We start from the raw sequence: 22,764 nt of genomic DNA on the forward strand, positions 1-22,764 counted from the left end.
AGTCGCCCCCTTAGAAATCTTGGCCCGGCTCGGTCGCGAGCAGGACGTAGAGCCGCTCAGCGATGTCCTCGACAGGCATGACCCCGGCGCCGATGTAGGTCAGGCAGCCCCTGGGTTGGCGGCATGCACGCAGCGTCACGCTGCGACCGCCCGTGAGCTGGATCCGCCTCTGCTGCGGCTTGCCGTTCACGATCGGATCGGCCTGTTGGAACATCAGGAGCGCCGGCGTCATGTCGCCCACGCCCCATGCCTTCAGCTGGCCCCGGTCAGTGACCACCTTCGCGAAGTGCTCGTTGCCGGCGCCGTCGCCCGAGACCGCCGTGACCGGCACGCCGTAGCGGACGCTGAAGTTCTTCACGATCGGGCTGGCGACATGGCAGGCACCGCAGCTGCCCTTGAACACGTAGAACAGCCCGACCGTCTCTGACGCTTCACGCAGGAACAGGTCACGGTCGCCCTGGCGAGTGTCCGACCACAGGCGCTTGCCCAGCGTGTTGACCGGCCGCTTCAGCGTGTAGTCCAGCTCCGGCGAGGTCCAGATCATCCGCCGCCAGTTGTCGCTGAACAGCGAGGCGCGGTTCATCGCGACCTGCTGGAGCTCGTAGTAGCGGCGGATGTTCTCGGGCTTCGGGTCCCAGACGGCGACGGCGCGGGTGTCCTCCAGCTCCTTCTTGAACGCCTCGAGCGCCGCCACCTCGGGCGGCGTGACCGCCTTCGTATCAGCGTCAGGCTCCTGCTTCTCCGGCGCCGGCGCCGGCCGCTCGCAGTAGAACCAGGTCCCTAAGCTGCGCCCGCAGTAGTCGTCGGCGGCCTGGGCCTCCTCCGTCGTGACCGGTTTGCTCGTGCTGGCCGTCGCCGGCAAGGCGACGCTGGACATCACCGCGGCGAGGGCCACGGTCTCGAAAAGACGTCGAGACATTCTCAACCCCCACCGCCGGGCAGGGGCGGCGGAACCGCCGGCGTCCCGGAACCCATCATTTGTTCGATGCTTTGCTGGATGCGGCTGACCGTGCCGCCCTCGCCGGGCGCCATGACCTTCGTCATCATGTCGTCCGTGAACTCGGAGAAATCGACGTTCGACAGGTCCAGTCGCTGGAACTGCTCGATCGTGAAGCCGGAGCAGTCAGGGCTCTTGGGCGAGCCCCACGGCTTGGTGATCTGCTTGCGGCCTTCGACCTGGACGATCTTCGCGAGCGAGCCCTCGAAGGCGCAGTAGCGCATGGACTTCTCCATGCACGCGCCGAAGAAGGCCTTCTTCGAGCACCAGGTCCCGACGTAGTGGGTCGCCTTCGCCTCCTGGCGAAGCATCAGCGTCTTTTCCTGGTCGTCGCACTGGGCGAGGCCCAGCTCGAGGCCCCAGCCGCTGTCCTTGCAGCAGTTGCGGAAGCCCAGGACGGCCTTGCGACAGCGCAGCGGCTCGCCTTTGAAGATCGACGGCTCGATCGAGTAGTCCTTGCCGGCTTCGTTGGCCACGTAGAGGGCCGCCAGCGCGTCGGGGAAGCCTCTCTCAGGCTCGCCATCCTCCCCGCCGCCTTGCGTGTAGCAGTCCTGCCCGACGCAGATTTTTGTCTCGCAGGACGTCTCCTCGTGGGTCGTCTCGGTGGCCTTCGTGCACTCGTAGACGTTCTCGATCGACTGGCACTGGCTGAGCGGCTTCGTCTCATCCTCGAGGCAGACTTGCTCTCTCAGGGTGCAGCCGGCCGCCGGCTGGCAGTTCGAGGTCTTCGATCCCGGCCGCTGGCAGACGTAGGTGTCGGTCTGCTCCCAGCAGGTCGCGGTGGCGGGGTGACCGTCGACCGTGCGGGTTTCTGCGCCTTGAGTGCACTGGTTCGCCGTCTGCAGCTGGCAATTCGGGTCGGCCTTGGGCGCGCAGGCGCCCTCCTCCCACGTCCCTCCGGTCTGATCGACCGGCTGGTCGACAGGCGTGCCGGCGCCTGACTTTGGCTCCTCACAGCGGTAGCGGTTAAGGTTCAGCGAGCATGCACCCTGCGGGTCCGTGCCGCCGCAACTCGTGCCGATCAGCGTGCATCCGGTCTTCACAGGGCCACAGGTGTCGACCGTGCTCGAGGTGCTGCAGGTCCAGGTCTCCCGCCGTTTCCACGGGTCGCGGGTGACCGACATCCCGTTGATGGTGCGGGTCTCCGACCCGATCACGACGGCGTTCGAGGTGAGCTTGCAGGTCGGGTCGTTCCGGTTTGCAGCGCACGGGTCGGTCCAGTATTCGCTGACCACTTCGCGCGGCGTGCTTTGCGGCGTACCCCCGCCCGTAGCGGGGTTCTCGCAGAGGTATTGCCGCTGCCAGGCCGTGCAGACGCCGTTACGGTCGGTGCTCGCGCAGACATTGGATTGCTGGGTGCAGCTCGTGAACGGCGTGCAGCTGTTCACGGATGTCGACGACCAGCAGATGTAGTCCTCGCGGACCTCCCATGGGTCGCGCGTTACCGGGAGGCCGTTGATCGTGCGCGTCTGAGCGCCGACCGTGTTGGTGGTCGTCTGACGCACACACGAGCCGTCGCCCTGCAGGGCCGTGCAGCCGTTGTCCCAGGTGTCGCTGACGACGTCCCGCGGGATCGAGTCCGCGGGGCCCGCGGCGCCGACCTGGGTCTCGCAGCGATAGTTCTCCTGGAACGTGGCGCAGCCGCCCGTCGGGTCGCCGTAGGTGTTCTCGTATAGCCGGCAGACGCCGCCGCTGTCGGACCAAAGGCAGCGCTGGCCCGTGAGCGTCATGCCCGCAGGCGGACTGCAGCCAGCACCTTGCGTCCGAGTGGTGCACGAGTAGGTGCGCGCAGCCTTCTTACATTTCGCGCCAATTTGCTGGAGGCAGACCTCGCCTGTCAGCGTGCATCCCGATTGTCCGGTGTAGGTCGAGCAAGCCGCCCAGTCGATTTCGTCGTCCTCGACGATCGTACCGGTCCCAGTTTGCTCGAGGTCGTCGCGCGTCGTCTGCTGAGTGGTGCAGGTCGCATAGACCTCATGGATGTAGGGGCCGGTCAGGCCGAAAATCGGGATCGCTCTGTAGCTAGTGACAGCGCACGAGTTGTTGTTGAATTCCGGGCAATAGCGGGCGTCGTCCCGCGCGTTCTTTGCCGCCTTGTACATGCACTTGTATTGCCAGGTCGTCCGAGTGACCTGGGGGGCCTCGCCTTGGCATTGCCCTGACGAAGCGGTCTCCGAGTAGCCGGTCTGACAGGTGTAGCTCGATGGCAGGTTGCTCGGCTGGGTGCACGTCCGGCCGCCTTGGATCGAGCATCCTGGTTGACCGGCAGCGTTGCAGGCCTGGTTCGGCGCATGGGTCGTGCCGTTCCACGTCAGCTGACAGCCGTAGACGTAATCCTCATCGACCACGACCACGCGCTTGCGCGTGCAGCTCGCCGGCGTCTGCGTCCACTCCGTGCCGGTCTTGCATGAATAGACGTAGTCCTCGTCGACCACGACGACGCGCTCGGGCTCACAGGTCTTCGACGTCGACGACCACTGCGTTCCGGCCTTGCACTCGTAGACGTAATCCGTGTCGAAGATCGGCACGTACTGCCGCTTGCACTCCGCGACGGTCTCCTGCGTCGGCGTGCCGGTCTCGCAGGTGTAGAGGCTCGTCTCTTCCCTGGTCTCGGTTACCTGTCTGGTCTCGCAGATCTCAGTCGGCTGGGTCACCAGATCGCCGGCGTGTTCGCCTGGCTGGCGCAGCACGTCGAACGAACGCTGCAGCCAATCGTCGTTGGCGGAAACCTGTCCGGCCGTTCCCTCGGCGCTGCTGCCGACAATTCCGCCCAGCTCGTTGCCCACCACGGAGTTGCGACCGACCTGCTCGAGCCCGGCCGGGTCGTTCCACATCCCTGACCAGTGAGCGACGTTCGTGTCGGCGCCGGGGACCGTCGTGATCGGGTCGGCAAGGGTCGGCGGCGGCTGGGAGCCCACGAAGTCGCCAGCGCCGCCGCCCTGCGTCTGAGCCGCGCTGGCGCCCGGAATGGCGAAGGCGAGCGCCAGGGCGGCCGCGATGATCTTTCGCGTTCGGGAGACCGACATCACCGGTCCTGCAGATCGGCGAGGAAGGACCGGGCCACGTTCGGCGCTTCGGAGCCGTCGAGGGCCAGCTGGCGCAGGGCCTCGGCCGTCGTGATGTTTCCGGAAATCTTGTCGTGCGGTGTGGCCGCGCTCGTGCAGTCGACGCCGTCCTGACAGGGCGTCACCGGCGCTGTGGCCACGATGAAGGTCGGTACACGGGTGACCCTGTAGGCGCGGAAGACCTGAGGCTCGATGGCAATGCCCGCCACGGACTGGGGATCGAAGACCTGTTTGGCGGCCGCGAGCGTCTGCTCGAAGGATCCGTTGACCAGGCCGCGGATCACCACCTTGCCGCCGATCGTCTGCGCCTCCGTCGCAAGCGCTTTCAGCGCCGCCGGCGGCATCGAGAAGCTCACGGCGACGTAGAGCACGCCTTCCTGTTCGGGCCCGGCCAGCGGATCTCCGACCGCTTGGCCGAACACGTCGCCGCCGATCATGCCGAAGCCCCTGCGCACCCGCGCCTGGTTCTCCGCCGCCAGGCGGGCGGCCTCGGCCTGATAGGGGTTCCCACGCGTCTCGACCTGGTTGGCGAAGCCGCCGAGATCTGACTTCAGCGCCTCGGCACGCTTGTTCGCGTCATCGATCAGCCGGCGGACTTCAGACGAGACCGCGTCCTGCGACTGCGCGGTCGCGGCGCCGGCCCAGCTGATAGCGGCGGCCATCACCAGCGAACCGACTGCGGTCGCGACTACCCAGCGAGTGCGCAGGCCCAGGAAGACCAGCGTACCCCCGACCAGCAGGCCCGCGACGAAATACGCCCAGCACTCAACAGAGCCAGTGAAGACAAACATGGCGGGCCTTAGGGGATGATCGTCACGCAGCAATTGCGCTTGCGCCACACGAGGTAGCCGTAGTCCTCGCCCTTCATCGGGAGGGACTTCATGCCCTCGTAGGTCGCGGACACCCGGCCGATGTTCGGGCAGGTGAACGGCCCGGACTTGTGCGCTACCGGGTTCACCATCTGGAACCGGTACTGGCGCTTATCCATGATCGGCATTTTGTACTTTTCGCAGACGGCGCTCGGACCGCTGGTCCCGTCCGCGAGAAGCATGCGGTGCATCTTGTAGGCGAAGCGCTCGGCCGCCAGCACCGAGCCTTGGACGTCGCCGTACTCGCCCGAGATGTTGCCGCTCATCGGGTACATCACGGTCTGGCAGCCCGCGCACCAGAACAGCTCGTGGCGCGAGCCGCCGGCCGAGGACGCCGCGCAGTCGACTGCGCAGGCGGCCGCCGCGATCGGATTGGCGAAGATCAGGGACTCCGGGTGGATCAGCGCGGCGAGGTGATCGTCGTTCCAGAGCGGATCGAGCTCGGTCAGGTACGCGATGTCGAACGACGTCCGTTCAAGGCAGAGGAAGTCGGTCAGCAGCTCGAGCCAGACCATGACCGGGTAGACGTACCAGTGGACATGGTAGCCCGAGAGGGTGCCGACGCCGTTGTCGGTGGAGTTCTCGGACTTGGCCGGGAAGCCGACGCCCGGGTCGATCGAGATCCCCCCGAGGTTCACGAAGCAGTACGGCTTGGTGGTCACGTCGGCGAGGCGGACCGGCTCCCAGAAGCCGACCGCCAGGCCCACACGGACGAACAGCGGCGGCGGCGCCGGGCACACGCAGACCGGAGAGCCTGGGTTCGGAGTGTCCGGCTTGTCCCCCTTGAACAGCTGGATGTTGCCCAGCGAGAGCGGAAACAGGCAGGACCAGCACACGTCCCCGAAGGGGTTCGGGAACTTGCCCGTGCAGCTCTGCCCCTTGGGGGCCTCGACCGCGTTCGCCACGGTAGGGGCGCCGATCGCGAGGACGCCCGCCATCGCGCAGGCGATGAGGTTGCGCCACAGGCTCACGGCTTCACCTCCGATACGCGCAGCCTGGAGCCTTCGCGTTCGACGATGGCCGGGACCTGGCGCAGCCCGAAGTGGCCCGAGAGGCGGCCCTCCTGGTCAAAGTAGACCTGCCTCTTGCGCTTTCTCATGAGTTCGAGCGGCGCGCCGTCGACCAGCACGACGCGGCCGCGGCGCTCGCCGATCTGGCCGAGCTTTTTGAAGGCGAATTCCACCTGGCGCGGGTCGTCGCCGTTGATGAAGATCAGCACCCGGTCGAAGCCTGGCAGACGATCGAGCGGGTTCAGGCGCTCGCCGGCGCGCGCGAACACGCGGCCCTGCGGGTCTGAAAAATCCTTCGGCACGATGATCGTCGGATCGAACAGCCAAGAGCGCGGCTCGACGGTCGTGCGCAGGCCGTCTACGGCGCGCGGACGCTCGACGCGCTTCTTCACCCGCGCCGTGAACTCCTTCTGCAGGGAGTCCAGCTTGCCCGCTTGCTGCGCCTTGCGCAGCTTCGCGGCGATGTATTCCAGGATGTCGGTTTCTGCGATCGTGAACGTGTGCCCGATCGTGCCGAGGTCCTTCGCTTGCGCCGCGCCGGCGGCCGCGATCGCGGTGGCCAACACCATGCCCCCGAGCCGCTTCACAGCACCGGCCTCGCGACGCCCTGAATCCGCGCGGCGCTGATCCAGCCCATGTGCGCGTAGCGACTGTCGAAGGAGTCTGTGTGGTCGCCCACGACGAAATACTGGCCGGCCGGGATGACGCCGACAGGACCGAGCGGCGCCTCGTCGCCCATTCTGGAGCGCTCTTTTGCGCGGCCGACGAACCGGCCCGCGACGTAGAACTCGCGGCCGCGAGCCTCCACGAGGTCGCCAGGCACACCCACGACGCGCTTCACGAATTTCGCGCTCGTCGGATAGTACGGGTTCGCCGGCGGGTGAAACTGGACCAGCTCGCCACGCCGCGGCGTTCGGTCTTCGCGGTCCACGACGTACGCCCAGTTCGACAGGCTCTCGGTCGTGTTCACGCCGAATTCGTAGCGCTCGTGGACGACGCCCACGGCGCACACACCAGCCAGCAAGGCGCCCAGCGCCGCCAGCCGCTCGACCGCCTTCTTAGACAGTCGCGTCATGCCACCACCTCGTTTGCTTGCAGCAGGGCCCTGGCTTCGTCGGTCAGGCGCATCTCGGCGTCGAAGTAGGGCATGAGCCGCTTGGTCGACTCCGGCCCGATCTCCAGCGTGACCTCGCGCCCGTTCTCCATGACCTTCACGGCCCGCATGGCGGCCGGGGCGTGCGTCGAGCGGCGCGGAAACTGCCACTTCGTGGGGAACGGCTCTTCCAGGTGGAACCGCAGGAAGGCCAACTCTTCTTCCCGGAGCTCCCTCACCGGCGAGCCAAGCCCGCCTCCGGGGTTGCAGCCAGGCCCGGCAGGGCGAGGCCGGCGGGCTTCGGGCCGGCGACCGGCGCCATGGCGGACTTCACGGCCGCGTCGACCACTGCGGTCCAGTCGGCCTGCTCGCCGGCGAGCACGCACTCGCGCGCGAGCACGATGACACCGTCCTCGGTAGCGACGCGCTTGAGCGTGTCCTGGCTCACCGCAAGGTAAGTTTCCATGCGGATCCGCGCCTGATCCGGTGTGATCTGGCCCAAGGCTTCGCGCGCAATGAAGCCCTGAGTCAGTTCCGTGATGCCCACGGTGACGATCTTTGGCGGTTTGCGAGTGACTAGGGCCGCCCAGGCGCCAACATTCGAGACGACCAGCAGCGCGATCATCGCCCCCGTCACCTGACCCTTTGACGGCCCCCACTTGCGCAACCACGCGCGCAGCGACGGCTTGCCCTGCATCGGGGCGTCCGCTTGGTCCGACATCACCACTGTCCTTTGATCTGACTGCCGGCGTCGCTGCGCGCGCCCGTCCGGCTGTTTCGGAACCACCCCACGAGAGCGGTCAGGACGGCCCATACGCCGACCAGAGCCGCCAGCACGGGCCCCCGCGCCTCGTCCGAGGCGTTCGCGTAGTGGGTCCAGAAGCTCCCCCAGATGCGCGCGGCGGCGCTTAGGGTCATGCCCCCGAGACCAAGGCTCACCACCCCCATCAGGCCTACAGCCATGAGCCCGTTCTCGACCAGGCGGCCGGCCATGGCGGCGATACTCAGATCGGAGTTCGGGCCCCGGCTGCGCCCCTCCGAGGTCCACGTCACAAGGCTCATGCCGCCGCCCTCCGGGAGTGAGCGGCGGCCCCTTGCAGGGCGTCGAGCACGGCCGGCGCGCCCCGGTACGCGACCTCGCGGACGGCGTCCTTCATTGCCCAGCCCAGCTCGCGCAGACCGTCGATCGCGGCGAACACGTTGGGCTTCGACGAGTAGAGCGTGGCCGAGTACGGATCGAGGATCAGCCGGCCCAGGAAGCTCCCGCCCGGGACCATGATCACCATTTCTGAGTATTCGCCCTCGACGACCTTGAGGGACTTCATCAGCACCATCGTCGGCTCGCTGATCTTCAAGCGAGCGTTCTCGCGGAACTGCTCCAGCGACTCGTCCTTCAGGCGCAGGACGACGACGTGGTCGCTGTTCTCGATGCAGGCGGTCGCGCCGGCGGTCTTGTAGTAGTCGTTGAGCGACTGCGTCCCGGTGATGATGGCGCCGCCTTCCTTACGGCAGCGGCGCGCCATCCCTTCGATGAACTTGCCCGTCGCCCCGTCCGACAGGAGCTGCCAGGCCTCGTCGATGATGAGCGCTTTCTTCTGCTCCCGCCCGCCCACCTTCATGCGCTGGCGGATCATGAACAGCAGCGCGAGGATCACGACGGCGCGCAGCGCCGGCTTGGACTCGAGGTCCGACATCTCGAACACCGTGTAGGGGTTCGTCATGTCCAGGTTGGCCCGGCCGTTGAAGTAGCCGCCGTACGTACCTTTGCTGGTGTAAGCCTGCATCGAGAGCGCGAGATCACGGCCGCGCTCGCCGAAGTCCGGGTGCATCAGGCCGGCGACGACGTCATCGAACGTGCCGCTGGCGCCCTTGGCCTCCCAAACTTCGCCGATCACCCGCTCGAGGGCTCCGGCCTCCTCGTCGGTGGCCAGCCGATCGCCGCGCGCCATCTGCGTGCAGACCAGCAGCAGCATGCTCTTGCACTCGACGAGATAGTCCGGGCTCTCCCTGGCGAAGCCCTCGTCGATCATGCTGAACGGGTTGATGCAGATCCTCTTGTCCAGGTCGAACTGGATGAAGGCGCCGTCCAGAAGCAGGCACGAATTGCGGAACGAGAAGCCGTCGTCGATGACCATGACGTGCGCGCCAGCCCCGAGAAGGCTGGCGGCCATGTCCTGCATCAGCACGGATTTTCCCGAGCCCGACGAGCCGACGACGGCGCAGTTGTGGTTGCCTTCGGAGTTGCCGAAGATCGAGTAGTAGAAGAGCTGGCCGCGGCGCCCCGAGAACAGCATGTGCGGTGTGTCGGGATAGCCCAGGAACTCGCCCTGCAGCGGCGCCAGGCGGGCTGAAACCGTCGAGGGCATCCGCCGCACGCGCCCGGTCTTCTGCAGATCCTCGGCCATGCCCGAGCTGAAGCCCAGCGGCAGGCATGTCAGCAGGGTCTGCAGGTGGATGTCGTCGTGCCGCTCGATGTCGAAGCCACAGGAGCGCCAGACAGCGCGAAGCTGGCGCTCCGCCTGGACCGCATCCCGCTTCGGCGAGACCGTCAGGATGAACATGCCGACGTGCCCGAGGAGGGCGCCTTCGGCGACGTCCTCCATCACCCAGCTCCACTCCTCAGCCGCCTTGCGGGTCTCGGGGACCATGCCGCCGAGACGGTTGCTGGCGGCCTGGGTGGTGCGGATGCGCTTGAACTCCGCCGTGGAGCGCGACTTCTCCGGCGTCATGTTCGTGAAGACGGTCACGATCAGGGTCGGACCGACCAACCGAAGCTGGTCGTTGAACATGTCGCCGAGCAGCCGGCTCATCCGCGCCTGGCTCCAGATGCGCGGGAACTTCCGCACGGCGAAGCCCCTCATCTGGAACTGCTCGTCCTTGCCGCCGCTCTCGCGGATCAGCGCGACGGCCTTCGCATCGGACTCGTCGAGCACCAGGTCATCGCCCTCGCTTCGCGCGGCGACGTCGATGCGATCCCGGAAGACGGCGTAGCGAGTGTCCCACCCCACCATCTGTTCGTTCAGGTACTGGGTGTCGTCGTAGCCGCGCGCCGCCCTGCGCACGTTGGTGGACGGATTAAGAATGTCGCCAACGACGTCGATCAGGTCGGCGGGATGAAGGGTCTTCGTGAAGCTCCGCATCGCCTTGAAGTCGGCGGCAAACTTCGCGCGGGCCTCGGTCAACTCGTCGGCGGCTTCCGACTCCAGCGTGCCGTCCATCTCGACGGCGATGAAGATGCGAAAGTCGCGAAAATAGAACGGCGCGTGCGCCGAGGCCGACTCCCAGGCGCCCTTGCGCAGGAAGTCGTAGCGGTGCTTGCCCAGCTCTTCGAACACGCCGCCCTGGCGCGCACGGACCTTCGCCCACTTGCCGATCAGGTCGCCGATCTTTGGTGAGGCGTAGGTGATGATCTGGCAGGTCGCGCCCTGCGGCACGGCGTGGGCGCAGAGCTCCTCGAGCATGCGGGCCTGCACGTCGTCCGAACCGACCAGCGGGATGACTTCCAGAACCCACCCGAGGCTCTTGTCCTGGACGAACAGCTCACGCTGCGCGTCCCACTGGCGATACGGCAGCAGCGCCGAGAGCGTCGCGTGGCCGTGAAAGCCGCGCGGCGCTTCCGCCGGCGGCGGCTCGTCGAAAATCGCCTTCGCTCCGCGCTGCAGCGCGTCCCCGGCGAGCTTTTGGAAGTCGAACCCCGGCAGCATCGCTCGCCCTTACTTGGAGGCCGTACGAGCGCTGGCCGCCTCTGGCAGCGGCTTCACGACAAAGGCTTCGGGGGCCGCGCCGGGCCCCCACCATCCGCCCGGGCGCATGACCGCGTACACTTCAGAGCGCGTGTAGTAGTCGCCGACCCGATCGACGAACGGAGCGAAGACGATCCGCATCACCTGGTCGCCCTCGCGTAGAGGGAAGCCTGGTCCTTGCGACGCACGCGGCACGTCCTTCCACCAGCGGACGACTTCCGCCCCCTCGATGGTGGTGCGCGCGGCGGCGTTGATCACGCCGCTGCTGGCCGGCCCCATCCCGCGGTCGATCTCCTCGATCGACGCGCACGTCGCGCCTTCGGGCGCCTTGCACGCCCAGCTGCCCTTGGTGTTGGTCGCGCAACCCGCAAGCGCGAACCCGGCGAGGCCCAGGATCAGCGCCGCCCTCACGCCTGCGCTCCCTTCGCCCAGGCGCGCAGCTGCTCGATCGGCATCCAGCCGCTTTGGCTCGCGCCGTCGGCGCGGACGATCGTCGGCGTGCCGGTGATCCCGTTCTGCTGACCGAACTCCGTATTGGCCTGCACGGCCGCGTCGGCGCCGCCGCAGTCGTCCGGCGCGACCACTTCCCCGCCCAGGTAGATGCTGTCGACGGCCTTGGCGCGGTCGCCGGCGCAAAGGGCCAGACGGGCCTTGTCGCGGCTGTCGGGGGCCAGGAACGCCATCGGGTACTCGGTGACCTCGATGTCTTTCGCGGACTTCAGGTCCTCGTGCAGCTTGCGGCAGTAGCCGCAGTTCAGGTCGGTAAAGACCTTCAGCTTGATGGGCGCGCCGGCGTTGTGAACGATCGCGTTCGCCGTGGGCAGAGTAACATTGATCTTTCGGATCGGACCCGCCTGCGGCGCGGCGGCCTGCTGTACCTGCCCGCCCTGCCCGTTGATACGCTGTTCGGCATTGTTCACGGCCGCCAGCTCACGCAAGCGCGCATCGGTGATGTCGACCTTCCTGTTCAGGTCGAGCACGGCTCCAACGAAGGCGTAGCGGGCGTCCTTCGTCACGTAGAAGACGTTGGCGCCCGCAGTCACCTCGCAGATGCCCGGCAGGCCCTTGTCGCAGTCCACGCCCGACACCTTCGTGTTCGGGAACTGCTTCTCGATCTTCGAAACGAGGCGGCTGTCCGTTTGAGCATAGGCCCAACCGCCCGCGATCACTGCCATCAGGACGGCCGCGGCCGCGCCCATCGCCAGCTTCTTCTTGGTCAGAAGTTGCACAGGATTCCCCTCGGAATTCAGTTCTGGGTGAGAGCCGGGCACGACCACTGGCCGCGCGTCGGCGAGCACCCCGCGACGAGCGGGGCGTTGAAGGCGAAGACGATGAGACAGGCCGTTGCGACGGAGCGGGCGGGGAAGCTACGCATCACTTCTTCCCGATCTCGAAGCCGGTCAGGAACACCAGCTCGACCTCGATACCGGTCGGCATCTCGATCACCGGCTGGTACTGCTCGGCGCGCTTGATCCAGTAATCGGCCAGGGTCGAGGCGGCGTTGCCCACGCCGCCGCCGAAGGCGCCGGCGGCGACCTGGCCAGCGTCCAGCGGAGCGGCGCCCTGCACCTGGCCCGTCGAGCCGACGGTCAGGCCGCCCATGTTCCGGTTCGTGTAGTTCTCGAGCGACTGGCCAAGGCCCTGGAACGTGCCGGCGATCATCGCCCGCCCCATCAGGCCCGCGTCTCGGGACACGACCTGGCCGCGGACGCCCGCCTTGCCTCGATGGGAGACGTAGCCCTCGACCGCCGAGACGGAAAACTGCTTGGGTCCCGCCGGGCAGGAGATCCTCTGCAGCTTGATGTAGACCTTCTCGGACGGGAGTTCGGCGTAAGCCGCGCCATTGACCACGCAGCCGGTCAGGTCAGTGGTCTGAAGGTTTCCGTTCGCGCCGACGTGGGTGGCAGGCCCGACCAGCCGGAACATCACGGGCTTCGGATCGGCCTGCTGGCTTACGCCCGTGGTCGCGTCGACGCCGACGAGCACCTTGGCCTTCACGTAGGCGTTCGGCGGGACGAACCGTTTGCTGTCGAAGGTCTGAACTCCGCTGCGCACGAAGGCGCTGTCAGAGTTGGCCGGCTTGCCCTCGGACGCTTCAGGCTCAGCCGCCTGGGCCGGCTTGGCGCCACCCGCCCGGATGACGCTCACCGAGCGGCGGCCATTGGGCTGGCCGGCCGTGTCCATTGACCGGGCGCCGAACGCGCCGGCGAGATGGGACGCGCCCTGCCCGCCCGCGCCGACGGGAGCGAACGGGTCGCCTGCGCTGCTGTAGGGTGGCGGCGCGACGCTTGGTCCAGTGATCGCGCCGCCCTGCGCAGCGGCTACGGGAGGGGGAGCCGCGCTACGCATTTCGAGTTCGGAGTTCAGCGCGTTGATGGTCTTCAGCGCATTGTCGTGGTTCGCTGCGGACTCGGCCTTCGCCCGTTCCAGTTCGGTGAGCAGCTGGGCTTTTTCGGACTGCAGTTGGCGATTGTCCGCATCCAGCGACTGCACCCGCACAGCCAGCTCGCGCGACGTGTCCTGACCGCCGCCGCGGGCGAGGCCTGCGGTCGCCACCATCCGGGCGGCCTCGTCGGGGTCCTTCTTGGCCCCGGACGTGTCGTCCGACATGTAGTCCATGATGAACCAGCTGGCGCCGCCCACCAGGACGACCATCGCCACGCCCCAGAACAGCTTCTGCTTGCGTCCGGCGCGCTCGTTGACGCTGACGCCGCCGCTGGCGAAGGAATCGTCGGCCGCCGGAATCTCCGAGGCCGACATCACTTCTCCTCCACGATGAAGACGCGGCCGCGGTTGTTCGGCCCGAGCGCTTCGTGCGTGACCGCGACGGCCAGGACGCCCGGCACGAAGAAGCTGTCGGCGATCACCTGCTGCTCTTCGGCCGAGGCGTTGCGCAGGTGGATCACCTGGCCGCGGAGACCCGCGACTTCGTAGCTTTCGACCACCTGCAGCTCGAACGGGCCGGCCTTGCCCGGCTTACCGTTCACCGCCCGGAACACGACGCCCTCAGGCGCTTCCGAGTTGAACATCAGACGCATCAGCGCCGTGACGGTTTCCTGATACGGAGCGCGACGATCAGCCCGCTGATCCATTCGGGCCTGCGGCGCCTGTTCCGTGAGGATCTGGACCGTCTGGCCCTCGACAGCGCCCGGCGTGAGCACCGCCTGGATTGTCCGGCCCTGGTTGGTGATCAGGAAAAGCGTGAAGGTCTTGCCGACCGCTTCGCCGTCGAAGGCCACAAAGACGTCACCCGTCGTGTCGCTCGTCTCGACCAGGATCTGCGGGCCGGCCGGGTCGTCGATCTTGCGGACTTCGACGACCTTCTCGCCCAGCACGACGAGGCGGGACATCTGATCGGACGACACGGTCGCCTCGACGCGACCGTTCTTGACCAGGACCGGATCGGCCGTGGCCGCGGCCGGCGCCGCGAGGGCGGCCGCCAGCGCGACGCCAGCCAGAAGCTTCGAGGCCATGGGTTCTCTCGACATGAGGAAGGTGCGAACCGCCGTCACCGGTCGGCTTCCGTTTGGGCCTTCGCGCGAGCCCCGAGGCGATCCTTCGCCTCCATCTCGACGATCGACTTCAGGCGCACCGCCGTCCCGTGACGGGCGAAGCGAAGCGCGTAGGTCTTCGTCTCCGTGCTCTGGATCGAGACGCCGTCGCTCAGCTGCAGGCGGCCGACGACCTCGACGTAGAGGTCGCCCGGCTTCACGTAGAACTCGGACGGAAAGAACGTCTGCGAGGACTTCGTCTCGCGCCGATCCTGGCGGTCCTTGATCAGAGCCGTCTTGATCTCTTGGTACGTGGCCGGATCCACGATGCGCTCGAGCTGAGCTTCGAAGTACCTCGCCGTCTCGGGAGTCCGGTTCAGGAAGAGATAGATCGCGTCGCGCGACATGCGCTCGAGGTAGTCGCGGTCCACCGCGCCACCGCTGCCGACCTCGACCGTATCGGTCAGGGTCGGGACAAGAACGACCTTTTGAGACGTGGCCGCCACCACGGCCAACGCCGCGTTCGAGACCAGGCTCAAGCCAAGGAAGCCCAGCGCCAGCATCAGCTTGATGCTCAGCTTTCGAGCGGCCAGGCCGCTATTGTTGATGTCCATCCGTCACCCGGCGAGTTCGCGCAGATGGGACGGCGGCGTCGCCTTGAAGCGGAATATGTAGGAGGGCAGCGCATAGTACGCGGCCCACAGGAGCCGGTGCAGTGAGCTGCCCTGCTTGAACTTCCGCAGCAGCCAAAGGAGCGACAAACCCGCGACCAACCCGATCACGAAGTTCAGTGTCACGGTGCAAACGACGAGCGGGAGGATGATCACCATCAGCTCGTCGGCCGTGAAGACGAGGTAGCGCGTCGGCTCGTCCAGGCTCTGGGGGATGTAAGCGTCTTTGCTGTTCATGGCCCCGAGGCTTCCCAGGCCGGCCCCGCCTCTCGGCGGGACCAGCTGACGTTCGGACGAAGAATTCAGAGATTTGCGAGCGGGCCAGCGGGGAGACACCAGTAGACCCGTCCGGCCCGCTCGCTGTGCATCACAGTATTGGGGACAACCGCCTCAGAAGATGGCGGTCACAAAGCTCCCCGCGATTTGCGGACCGAGGCCTGCCGTGACGCCGACCCCCAAAGCACCTGCGATGAACTTCCAGTTGAACGCGGTCACGATGTTGACGACCGCCGAACCGATGGCGGCGATGGTGACCAGCTTGCCGAGCGAACCGTTGATCCAGCCCTCGACCTGGGCCGTTGCCGGGTCGAACGTAGTGTCGGTCCCGGCGATGACGCCGGTGGCGCTCAGCGCGCAAATGCCGACTGCGAGGCCGACGACGGCGGCGGCCGCGCCGAGCTTGCGAGCCCGCATGTCCTCAGTCTTGGACTTCATTCCTCTGTTGACCTTTCAGCTTATCGCGCACGACAAGTGAAGCGTCATAGGCCACGGGCCGGCCGTGTCTGCAATCGTTGCTTTCGGCCATCATTATACGGCCTCGCGAATTCTTCGACTTTATGACGCGTAGCCGTTCGCACGTGCAGCGCGTCTCGCCTTTACTGCTGCTTCTCGACCGGCTCTTGACGGGCCGCGCATCGCTTTTGATCCAGCGCGCGTCATTTTTGACGGGTTTCGCAACCTGGGCGCGCCTGGCTCAGGTGCACTCTCTTGTTTTTATGACGCTTTCGCTCATTCTGCGCGCGTAAGGGCTCTCGTCGGCCCTGCGCCCCTTTGGATGAGGCGTCTTTGAGCTCAGGCAGCACACGCGTCGTGAATCTGACCAACGATTCGCGTTTCAAAGAGCGGCTTGAAAAAGCGATCGAAGCCCGGGCCCGCCTCACCGATTACTTCGTACCCGTTCAGGGGCTTGTGCGCCCCGCCCTCGCCTACCTGGCTGAACTCGACGGTGCTCAAGCCCGCCTGATCCTTGGCGACATCAATGTCTCGGTCAAAGGGCGCGGCGGCGGCGTGCGCGTCTCGGCGGAGAACCTGGTGGAGGCCGACCGGGTGTGCCAGATGCTTCGGAAGACGACCCCGCCAGACGTCCACTTTCGTTGGTCGACGCGCGTGACGATCATCACGGCCCTATACGCCTACGCTGAACACATCCTGGCGGCTGCGCAGTAGGCAGAACCGACAATCCTGGGGCGCTGACGTCAGCAGACTGCCTCGCGAAACGGCAGGTCCGCACCTGTTGATGCGGACCTGCACTGGCGTCAGCCCGCGACCTGGTAGCCCGCCCCGCAGATCGCGGCCTTGATCGACTGCTCGTCGACATCACCGTCGACCCGGACCTGCCGGGACGCCAGATCGACCTCGACGTGAGCAGCGGGAGCCACCGAGGCGATCGCCTTCCTCACGGCCGCCGCGCAACCGCCGCATGTCATGCCTTCGACTGTTATCGGAGCCATCTCGCTCTCCTGGTTCAAGATGGTCTCTAAGTGGGGCTTCCCACCGTGGGAGGGTCAAGACGGCCCCCAGAAACTCTCGGCGCGGTGCGGAGCGACGACCTTAGCAAATAGCCGCTTGACCCTCCCATGATGGGAAGGACTATCCGCTGTGGACATCGAGATTGCATGGAGGCTCCGGTGTCCGAAGCCGCGCTAAGACCCCTAGATATTCCCGTGCTCGGCATGACCTGCGCCAGCTGCGTCGGACGGGTCGAAAAAGCCATCAAGTCCGTTCCGGGCGTGAAAGCGGCCGCCGTGAACCTGGCCGCCGAACGCGCGCGGGTCGAATTCGCGCAAGGCGGAAGCCCCGTCGCCGTCGCGGAGGCGATCCGCGCGATCGGCTACGAGCCGGTCGAAAGCACGATCGATCTGAAGATCGGCGGAATGACCTGCGCCAGCTGCGTGAACCGGGTCGAGCGCGCTCTGAAGGCGGTCCCCGGCGTCCTGGACGCGTCCGTGAACCTTGCGACCGAGCGGGCTTCTGTTCGTGCGCTGGAAGGCGCCGTTCCGTTCGACGTCCTCGCAGCGACCGTGGCGGCCACCGGCTATGAGGCTGAAGGCGTCGCCGGCGCGCCTGACGTGTCGGACCGCGAGCGAGCCGCGCGCGAGGCGGAGATCGCCGGACTGCGCCGATCGGTGATCGTCGCCGCGGCCGCCACCGCTCCGCTCTTCGTGCTGGAGATGGGCGCACACCTGTTCCCCCGAGTGCATCACTGGCTCGCCGACGCCATTGGAGACGGGACCTGGCGAGCCGTGAGCTTTGCGCTGGCCACGTTCGTGCTGTTCGGACCGGGCCTGCGCTTCTTCCGCAAGGGGCTGCCGAACCTGTTCCGGTTCACGCCGGACATGAACTCTCTGGTGGCGCTGGGCGCGACTGCGGCGTGGGCGTATTCGGTAGTGGCGACCTTCGCGCCTCAGGTCCTGCCTGCAGGCACGGCCCACGTCTATTACGAAGCGGCCGCCGTCATCGTCACCCTGATCCTGCTCGGCCGCTGGTTCGAGGCGCGGGCGAAGGGGCGCACCAGCGAAGCGATCAAGAGGCTCATGACACTGCAGGCCAAGACCGCACGCGTGGTCCGCGACGGCGTCGAGACCGAGGTCGCAATCGACGCCGTGCGTCCCGGAGACGTGGTCGTCGTCCGACCCGGCGAGCGCGTCCCCGTCGACGGCCAAGTGATCGATGGCGCCTCGTTCGTCGACGAGTCCATGATCACTGGCGAACCGATCCCGGTTGAGAAGATCGCCGGCGCCGCCGTGGTCGGCGGCACGGTGAACACGACCGGTGCGTTTCGCTTCCGCGCCGAGAAGGTCGGGGCCGAGACCATGCTGGCCCAGATCGTCCGCATGGTCGAAGCCGCCCAGGGCGCGAAGCTCCCGATCCAGGCCCTGGTCGACAAGGTCACGGCCTGGTTCGTGCCGGCGGTGATCGGTCTGGCCGCCCTCACCTTCGTCGTCTGGCTGGTGTTTGGACCGGATCCGGCCCTCACCTTCGCCCTCGTCAACGCCGTCGCCGTTCTGATCATCGCCTGCCCGTGCGCCATGGGACTGGCGACTCCGACGTCGATCATGGTGGGCACGGGCAAAGCCGCGGAGCTGGGTGTCCTTTTCCGCAGGGGCGAGGCTCTGCAGGCTTTGCGCGACGTCGACGTGGTCGCGCTCGACAAGACCGGCACCCTGACAAAGGGGCGGCCCGAGCTCACGGACATGATCACCGCGGATGGCTTCACAGAGGCGGACGTCCTGGGCCTGGTCGCCGCGGTCGAACGTCGCTCTGAACACCCGATCGCCCACGCGATCGTTGAAGCAGCGAAGGCGCGTACGCTGGCGATCGCCGAGCCGGAAGCCTTCGCGTCTGTCCCCGGCTTTGGCGCCGAAGCTACGGTCGAGGGCCGGAAGGTCCAGGTCGGCGCGGACCGCTACATGGCCCGGCTAGGGATCGATGTCGGCGCCTTCGCCCCGACCGCCGATCGGCTGGCGGCCGATGGCAAGAGCCCGCTCTACGCTGCGGTCGACGGCCGCCTCGCCGCCGTCCTGGCCGTCGCCGACCCGATCAAGGAAACGACGCCCACGGCCGTGGCCGCCCTGCACCGCCTGGGGCTCAAGGTCGCCATGGTCACGGGGGACAACCGCCGTACCGCTGAAGCGGTGGCCCGCCGTCTGGGTATTGACGAGGTGATCGCCGAGGTGCTGCCCGAGGGCAAGGTCGAGGCGGTCCGCTCGCTGCAGGCCGGCAGCCGTCGCGTGGCCTTCGTGGGCGACGGCGTGAACGACGCTCCTGCCCTGGCCACCGCGGACGTCGGGCTGGCGATGGGCACGGGGACCGACGTAGCCATCGAGAGCGCCGATGTCGTCCTCACCGGCGGCGACCTGCGCGGAGTGGCCAACGCTGTCGGCCTGAGCCGGGCCACGCTGAACAACATCCGCCAGAACCTGGTCTGGGCCTTCGGCTACAACGTGGTGCTCATCCCGGTCGCGGCGGGCCTGCTTTACCCGGGCTTCGGCGTCCTGCTGTCGCCGATGTTCGCAGCGGGCGCCATGGCCCTGTCCAGCGTCAGCGTACTGGCGAACGCCTTGCGGCTTCGCGGCTTCAAATCGCTGGTCCCGTCGCCGACCTCGGCGCCGGGTGTCGCCTGACGGTCAATGCTTCGGCGTACGTCCGCCATTCTGATCCAGCCAGGCCTGCAGCTCAGCAATGCCCTTCTCGTTTTGCTCGATCGTCTTGGTGGCGATCCGGCGCACGTCGGGATCCTTGGAGTACTTCAGCACTACGCGAGCGTCGTCGATCGCCCCCTGATGATGCGGGATCATCATCAGGGCCCAGGCTCGGGCGGGGTCAGGGTCCATGGACTGGGTCATCATGGCTTGCATCATGCGATGCATGTTGGCCATGTATTCAGGACCCGCCTGAGGCCCTCCATGCATGGCCGCCATTTCGGGGGACATGGGCCCGTGCATCATTCCCGGCGGCATCGCGCCGGGCTGCATGGCTCCGGGCTGCAAGGCTCCGGGCTGCGTGTGGCCGGTGTGCCCTTGCTGAGCAGCCGCTCCACCGGCGATCACACTCAAGGCCGCTATCGAGAGTAGATACGTTCTCATTCGCTTCCTTCCTCCGGTCGGGACACCCGCTGAACCGCTGATATTCGGCCCAGTTCCGACCAGGAGCGTGGCGCTACTTGCGCCGGAAGAAGAGATATTTGACGAGCGCTGCGATCCCGAGGACGAGCAAGACCACGATCAGCCCCCAGAGGAGCCCCATCTCGCCCATCATCCCGTGCATGCCTTGCATATGCCGAGCCTCGCGCTCCCTGACACCGTGCCTGTGGAGCAGTGATCTGACCCAGAAACTCGGAAAACCGCGACGGAGTTGACCTTCGAGGGGTGTGGTTGCGAGGAGATCGGGAATGGCGATGGCTAGAGGCCTGGGCCCGATGCGATGCGCTGCTACCGGCGCAGCGGTCGTCCTCACGCAGTTCGTAATCTGCTGGGCGGTCGCGGCCGCATTCGATCGGCTTCGCCTTACTCACATGTTCGTCGAGCTGTTCACCGCCGCGCCCGCGAGTTCGACGTCAGCCCTGCTCGAGGGTGCAACCTGGTCAATCGTGTTCGGCGCGCTGACCGGTGTCCTCGTTGCGCTAGTCTACAACCTGTTCAGCTTCCTGGACGCGCGTCGCGAAGGCGGACCGAAGCGGCTTTGAGGTTCGAGCAGTCGATTTACAGGCGCACCCCGCGAAGCCGTAGCGCATTGCCGACGACGCTGACCGAAGACAGCGCCATCGCCGCCGCGGCGATTGCAGGCGAAAGCAGCCAGCCGAACGCCGGATAGAGTACGCCGGCCGCGATCGGCACGCCGGCGGCGTTGTAGATGAAGGCGAAGAACAGGTTCTGGCGGATGTTGCGCATGACCGCGTGCGACAGCCGCCTCGCCTTCACGATGCCCTGCAGGTCCCCCTTCAAAAGGGTCACGCCCGCGCTCTCGATGGCCACGTCCGCGCCCGCGCCCATCGCGACGCCTACGTCCGCCGCAGCAAGCGCCGGCGCGTCGTTGACGCCGTCACCGGCCATGGCGACAGCGCGGCCTTCTTTGCGGAACCGCTCGACGACCGAGGCCTTGTCCTGGGGCAGGACCTCGGCTGCGACTTCGTCGATGCCGAGCTTCTTGGCGACTGCCAGCGCGGTCGTGCGATTGTCCCCGGTCATCATGACGAGACGCACGCCTTCGCGCTTCAGCGCCTCGACGGCCGCGGGCGTTGTGGGCTTGATCGGGTCGGCGATGGCGAAAACGCCGGCCACACGGCCATCGACCGCCATGAAGATGGCCGTCGCGCCCTCGCTTCGCAGGCCTTCCGCGGCCTGGTCGAGAGCGCTCGTTTCAATCTTCTGTTCGGCGAGGAACTTGCCGCTGCCAAGCACGAGGGATCGGCCGCCCACCCGGCCGAGGACGCCCTTGCCCACCGGCGAGTCGAATTCCGCAGCCTCTTCCAGCTGTACGCCACGTTCCACGGCGGCTCGCACGATGGCGTCGGCCAAGGGATGCTCGCTATTGCGCTCCAGGCTCGCCGCCAGGCGCAGGAGCTCACCTTCCTCGTACCCCTGCGCGGGACGGATCTCGGTCACCGCCGGGCGACCCTCGGTCAGGGTTCCGGTCTTGTCGATGACGAGGGTGTCGATCTTCTCGAAACGCTCCAATGCTTCCGCGTCCTTGATGAGCACGCCCGCCTGAGCGCCGCGGCCCACGCCGACCATGATCGAAATCGGCGTCGCCAGGCCGAGCGCGCAGGGGCAGGCGATGATCAGGACGGAGACCGCCGCGAGGAGGCCGTACGAGTACCTGGGGTCGGGACCCCAGACGGCCCAGGCCGCAAACGCCAGCGCCGCGATCAATATGACCGCCGGGACGAACCAGCCGGAAACCTGGTCGGCGAGGCGCTGGATAGGCGCCCGGCTCCGCTGGGCCTGGGCGACCATCTGCACGATCTGGGAAAGGAGGGTGTCGGCGCCGACCTTCTCGGCGCGCATCACGAAGGAGCCGGTCTTGTTCAAAGACCCGGCGACCACCTTGTCGCCAGCCTCCTTGGTGACCGGCATGGACTCGCCGGTGACCATGGACTCGTCGATCGCGACGCGGCCCTCCAGGACCGCCCCGTCGACAGGAATCTTCTCGCCCGGGCGAACGCGAAGCCGGTCGTCGACGACGATCTGGTCGATCGTCACTTCCTCGTCAGTCCCGTCTTCGCGCACACGACGGGCGGTCTTGGGAGCGAGGTCGAGAAGCGCCTTGATCGCTCCGGAGGTGCGCTCGCGAGCCCGCAATTCCAGCACCTGGCCCAGCAGGACCAGGGTGGTGATCACCGCCGCGGCCTCGAAGTAGACCGGCACCGCACCGTCTTTTCGGAAGCCTTCGGGGAAGGCGCCCGGCACCAGGACGGCGACGACGCTGTAGAGCCACGCGACGCCCACCCCCATGGCGATGAGCGTGAACATGTTGAGGCTTCTGGCCTTCAACGAAGCCCACCCTCTGACGAAGAACGGCCAGCCGGACCAGAGCACGACAGGAGTGGCCAGGGCGAACTGGACCCAGTTCGACGTTTGCCGCTCGACCAGCATCATCAGGCCGGTCAGATGGCCGCCCATCTCAAGCGCCAGAACCGGAAGGGTCAGGACGAGGCCGATCCAGAAGCGTCGCGTCATGTCCGCGAGCTCGGGGTTGGGCCCTGCATCGACGGTCGCGATCTCAGGCTCCAGGGCCATTCCACAGATCGGGCACGAGCCCGGTCCGATCTGCCGGATCTGGGGGTGCATGGGACAGGTGTAGACCGTGCCCGCCGGCACGTCCGTCGCGGGAGCGGCCTCCGCCTTCAGGTAAAGCTCCGGGTGAGCCTCGAACCGCGTCCGGCACCGCTCCGAGCAGAAGTAGTGGACCTGACCTGCGAACGTGAGCTTGTGCTTGGCCGTCGCGGGATCGACGGACATGCCGCACACGGGGTCCTTGAGGGGGAGACCGCCGCCGTGACCGGCGCCGTGGCCCTGATGGTCGTGCGACATGCGTCCTCCACTCT

23 protein-coding genes are annotated in these 22,764 nt (G+C 67.1%); 3 read left to right on the plus strand and 20 right to left on the minus strand.

Annotated elements, in window-relative coordinates:
- Positions 1-10 precede the first annotated feature (10 nt).
- The 17 genes from G3573_RS00330 to G3573_RS00410 all read right to left on the minus strand — a co-directional run bounded on the left by G3573_RS00330 (position 11) and on the right by G3573_RS00410 (position 15,653).
- Positions 11-919, minus strand: coding sequence for a conjugal transfer protein TraF (locus tag G3573_RS00330; protein WP_163258850.1), 909 nt, complete (start codon positions 917-919; stop codon positions 11-13).
- A 2-nt stretch (positions 920-921) separates the two neighbouring features.
- Entirely contained in the window at positions 922-4,023 is a 3,102-nt protein-coding gene (gene traN, locus G3573_RS00335; RefSeq protein ID WP_163258851.1) for a conjugal transfer protein TraN, read from the minus strand.
- Positions 4,023-4,853 carry a type-F conjugative transfer system pilin assembly protein TrbC gene (trbC, locus tag G3573_RS00340; protein ID WP_163258852.1) on the minus strand — a complete coding sequence of 277 codons (831 nt, stop codon included), beginning with the start codon at positions 4,851-4,853 and terminating at the stop codon, positions 4,023-4,025. The genes traN and trbC overlap by 1 nt, the downstream gene beginning before the upstream one ends.
- Before the next feature lie 8 nt (positions 4,854-4,861).
- Positions 4,862-5,902, minus strand: coding sequence for a conjugal transfer pilus assembly protein TraU (traU, locus tag G3573_RS00345; protein WP_205597972.1), 1,041 nt, complete (start codon positions 5,900-5,902; stop codon positions 4,862-4,864).
- Positions 5,899-6,504, minus strand: coding sequence for a type-F conjugative transfer system protein TraW (traW, locus tag G3573_RS00350; protein WP_240454427.1), 606 nt, complete (start codon positions 6,502-6,504; stop codon positions 5,899-5,901). The genes traU and traW overlap by 4 nt, the downstream gene beginning before the upstream one ends.
- Positions 6,505-6,524: 20 nt before the next feature.
- On the minus strand, positions 6,525-7,016 hold the full coding sequence (gene lepB / locus G3573_RS00355; RefSeq protein WP_163258854.1) for a signal peptidase I: 492 nt from the start codon (positions 7,014-7,016) through the stop codon (positions 6,525-6,527).
- On the minus strand, positions 7,013-7,249 hold the full coding sequence (locus G3573_RS00360) for a hypothetical protein (RefSeq protein WP_163258855.1): 237 nt from the start codon (positions 7,247-7,249) through the stop codon (positions 7,013-7,015). The genes lepB and G3573_RS00360 overlap by 4 nt, the downstream gene beginning before the upstream one ends.
- A 20-nt stretch (positions 7,250-7,269) precedes the next feature.
- Entirely contained in the window at positions 7,270-7,755 is a 486-nt protein-coding gene (locus G3573_RS00365; protein WP_163258856.1) for a TrbI F-type domain-containing protein, read from the minus strand.
- On the minus strand, positions 7,755-8,096 hold the full coding sequence (locus tag G3573_RS00370; protein WP_163258857.1) for a hypothetical protein: 342 nt from the start codon (positions 8,094-8,096) through the stop codon (positions 7,755-7,757). Before G3573_RS00370 ends, G3573_RS00365 begins: the two co-directional genes overlap by 1 nt.
- Entirely contained in the window at positions 8,093-10,738 is a 2,646-nt protein-coding gene (traC, locus tag G3573_RS00375) for a type IV secretion system protein TraC (RefSeq protein ID WP_163258858.1), read from the minus strand. The genes G3573_RS00370 and traC overlap by 4 nt, the downstream gene beginning before the upstream one ends.
- 9 nt (positions 10,739-10,747) lie before the next feature.
- Positions 10,748-11,188 (minus strand): TraV family lipoprotein, encoded by a 441-nt coding sequence (locus G3573_RS22375; RefSeq protein ID WP_163258859.1) that lies wholly within the window; start codon positions 11,186-11,188, stop codon positions 10,748-10,750.
- The gene (locus tag G3573_RS00385) at positions 11,185-12,006 is read right to left on the minus strand and encodes a DsbC family protein (RefSeq protein ID WP_163258860.1); all 822 of its coding nucleotides are present in this window, start codon (positions 12,004-12,006) and stop codon (positions 11,185-11,187) included. Before G3573_RS00385 ends, G3573_RS22375 begins: the two co-directional genes overlap by 4 nt.
- Positions 12,007-12,151: 145 nt before the next feature.
- Positions 12,152-13,537 carry a TrbI/VirB10 family protein gene (locus G3573_RS00390; protein WP_163258861.1) on the minus strand — a complete coding sequence of 462 codons (1,386 nt, stop codon included), beginning with the start codon at positions 13,535-13,537 and terminating at the stop codon, positions 12,152-12,154.
- Complete coding sequence (locus G3573_RS00395) at positions 13,537-14,250, minus strand: type-F conjugative transfer system secretin TraK (protein WP_163258862.1); 714 nt, start codon at positions 14,248-14,250, stop codon at positions 13,537-13,539. Before G3573_RS00395 ends, G3573_RS00390 begins: the two co-directional genes overlap by 1 nt.
- Before the next feature lie 35 nt (positions 14,251-14,285).
- Positions 14,286-14,882 carry a TraE/TraK family type IV conjugative transfer system protein gene (locus tag G3573_RS00400; protein ID WP_163258863.1) on the minus strand — a complete coding sequence of 199 codons (597 nt, stop codon included), beginning with the start codon at positions 14,880-14,882 and terminating at the stop codon, positions 14,286-14,288.
- Between the two features lie 3 nt (positions 14,883-14,885).
- On the minus strand, positions 14,886-15,176 hold the full coding sequence (gene traL, locus G3573_RS00405; RefSeq protein WP_163258864.1) for a type IV conjugative transfer system protein TraL: 291 nt from the start codon (positions 15,174-15,176) through the stop codon (positions 14,886-14,888).
- Between the two features lie 153 nt (positions 15,177-15,329).
- Positions 15,330-15,653, minus strand: coding sequence for a hypothetical protein (locus G3573_RS00410; RefSeq protein ID WP_163258865.1), 324 nt, complete (start codon positions 15,651-15,653; stop codon positions 15,330-15,332).
- A 375-nt stretch (positions 15,654-16,028) separates the two neighbouring features.
- Here G3573_RS00410 and G3573_RS00415 point away from each other — a divergent pair, with 375 nt between their 5' ends.
- A complete protein-coding gene (locus G3573_RS00415; protein WP_163258866.1) occupies positions 16,029-16,385 on the plus strand; it encodes a hypothetical protein in 357 nt (118 codons plus the stop codon).
- A gap of 89 nt (positions 16,386-16,474) precedes the next feature.
- Here G3573_RS00415 and G3573_RS00420 read toward each other — a convergent pair whose 3' ends face one another.
- Entirely contained in the window at positions 16,475-16,687 is a 213-nt protein-coding gene (locus G3573_RS00420) for a heavy-metal-associated domain-containing protein (RefSeq protein ID WP_205597973.1), read from the minus strand.
- A gap of 159 nt (positions 16,688-16,846) precedes the next feature.
- Between G3573_RS00420 and G3573_RS00425 the strand changes: the two genes are divergently transcribed.
- Positions 16,847-19,342 carry a heavy metal translocating P-type ATPase gene (locus G3573_RS00425; protein WP_346427313.1) on the plus strand — a complete coding sequence of 832 codons (2,496 nt, stop codon included), beginning with the start codon at positions 16,847-16,849 and terminating at the stop codon, positions 19,340-19,342.
- A 3-nt stretch (positions 19,343-19,345) separates the two neighbouring features.
- On the opposite strand, the gene G3573_RS00430 is transcribed toward G3573_RS00425, so the two are convergent.
- On the minus strand, positions 19,346-19,768 hold the full coding sequence (locus G3573_RS00430; RefSeq protein WP_346427318.1) for a DUF305 domain-containing protein: 423 nt from the start codon (positions 19,766-19,768) through the stop codon (positions 19,346-19,348).
- A gap of 341 nt (positions 19,769-20,109) precedes the next feature.
- Between G3573_RS00430 and G3573_RS00435 the strand changes: the two genes are divergently transcribed.
- Positions 20,110-20,403 (plus strand): hypothetical protein, encoded by a 294-nt coding sequence (locus G3573_RS00435; protein WP_163258869.1) that lies wholly within the window; start codon positions 20,110-20,112, stop codon positions 20,401-20,403.
- Between the two features lie 16 nt (positions 20,404-20,419).
- On the opposite strand, the gene G3573_RS00440 is transcribed toward G3573_RS00435, so the two are convergent.
- Positions 20,420-22,750 (minus strand): heavy metal translocating P-type ATPase, encoded by a 2,331-nt coding sequence (locus G3573_RS00440; RefSeq protein WP_163258870.1) that lies wholly within the window; start codon positions 22,748-22,750, stop codon positions 20,420-20,422.
- Between the last annotated feature and the right edge of the window lie 14 nt (positions 22,751-22,764).

Origin of the sequence: Caulobacter sp. 17J65-9 (assembly GCF_010975005.1) — a bacterium.
GTDB lineage: Bacteria > Pseudomonadota > Alphaproteobacteria > Caulobacterales > Caulobacteraceae > 17J80-11.

What these genes read in the sequence shown, in the direction of transcription:
- G3573_RS00365 (WP_163258856.1), bottom strand. Translation starts at nt 7,755, where the DNA reads ATGTCGGACCAAGCGGACGCCCCGATGCAGGGCAAGCCGTCGCTGCGC.
- traL (WP_163258864.1), bottom strand. Translation starts at nt 15,176, where the DNA reads ATGAACAGCAAAGACGCTTACATCCCCCAGAGCCTGGACGAGCCGACG.
- trbC (WP_163258852.1), bottom strand. Translation starts at nt 4,853, where the DNA reads ATGTTTGTCTTCACTGGCTCTGTTGAGTGCTGGGCGTATTTCGTCGCG.
- G3573_RS00440 (WP_163258870.1), bottom strand. Translation starts at nt 22,750, where the DNA reads ATGTCGCACGACCATCAGGGCCACGGCGCCGGTCACGGCGGCGGTCTC.
- G3573_RS00370 (WP_163258857.1), bottom strand. Translation starts at nt 8,096, where the DNA reads ATGAGCCTTGTGACGTGGACCTCGGAGGGGCGCAGCCGGGGCCCGAAC.
- traN (WP_163258851.1), bottom strand. Translation starts at nt 4,023, where the DNA reads ATGTCGGTCTCCCGAACGCGAAAGATCATCGCGGCCGCCCTGGCGCTC.
- traC (WP_163258858.1), bottom strand. Translation starts at nt 10,738, where the DNA reads ATGCTGCCGGGGTTCGACTTCCAAAAGCTCGCCGGGGACGCGCTGCAG.
- G3573_RS00390 (WP_163258861.1), bottom strand. Translation starts at nt 13,537, where the DNA reads ATGTCGGCCTCGGAGATTCCGGCGGCCGACGATTCCTTCGCCAGCGGC.
- G3573_RS00400 (WP_163258863.1), bottom strand. Translation starts at nt 14,882, where the DNA reads ATGGACATCAACAATAGCGGCCTGGCCGCTCGAAAGCTGAGCATCAAG.
- G3573_RS00410 (WP_163258865.1), bottom strand. Translation starts at nt 15,653, where the DNA reads ATGAAGTCCAAGACTGAGGACATGCGGGCTCGCAAGCTCGGCGCGGCC.
- G3573_RS00330 (WP_163258850.1), bottom strand. Translation starts at nt 919, where the DNA reads ATGTCTCGACGTCTTTTCGAGACCGTGGCCCTCGCCGCGGTGATGTCC.
- lepB (WP_163258854.1), bottom strand. Translation starts at nt 7,016, where the DNA reads ATGACGCGACTGTCTAAGAAGGCGGTCGAGCGGCTGGCGGCGCTGGGC.
- G3573_RS00395 (WP_163258862.1), bottom strand. Translation starts at nt 14,250, where the DNA reads ATGGCCTCGAAGCTTCTGGCTGGCGTCGCGCTGGCGGCCGCCCTCGCG.
- G3573_RS00435 (WP_163258869.1), top strand. Translation starts at nt 20,110, where the DNA reads ATGGCGATGGCTAGAGGCCTGGGCCCGATGCGATGCGCTGCTACCGGC.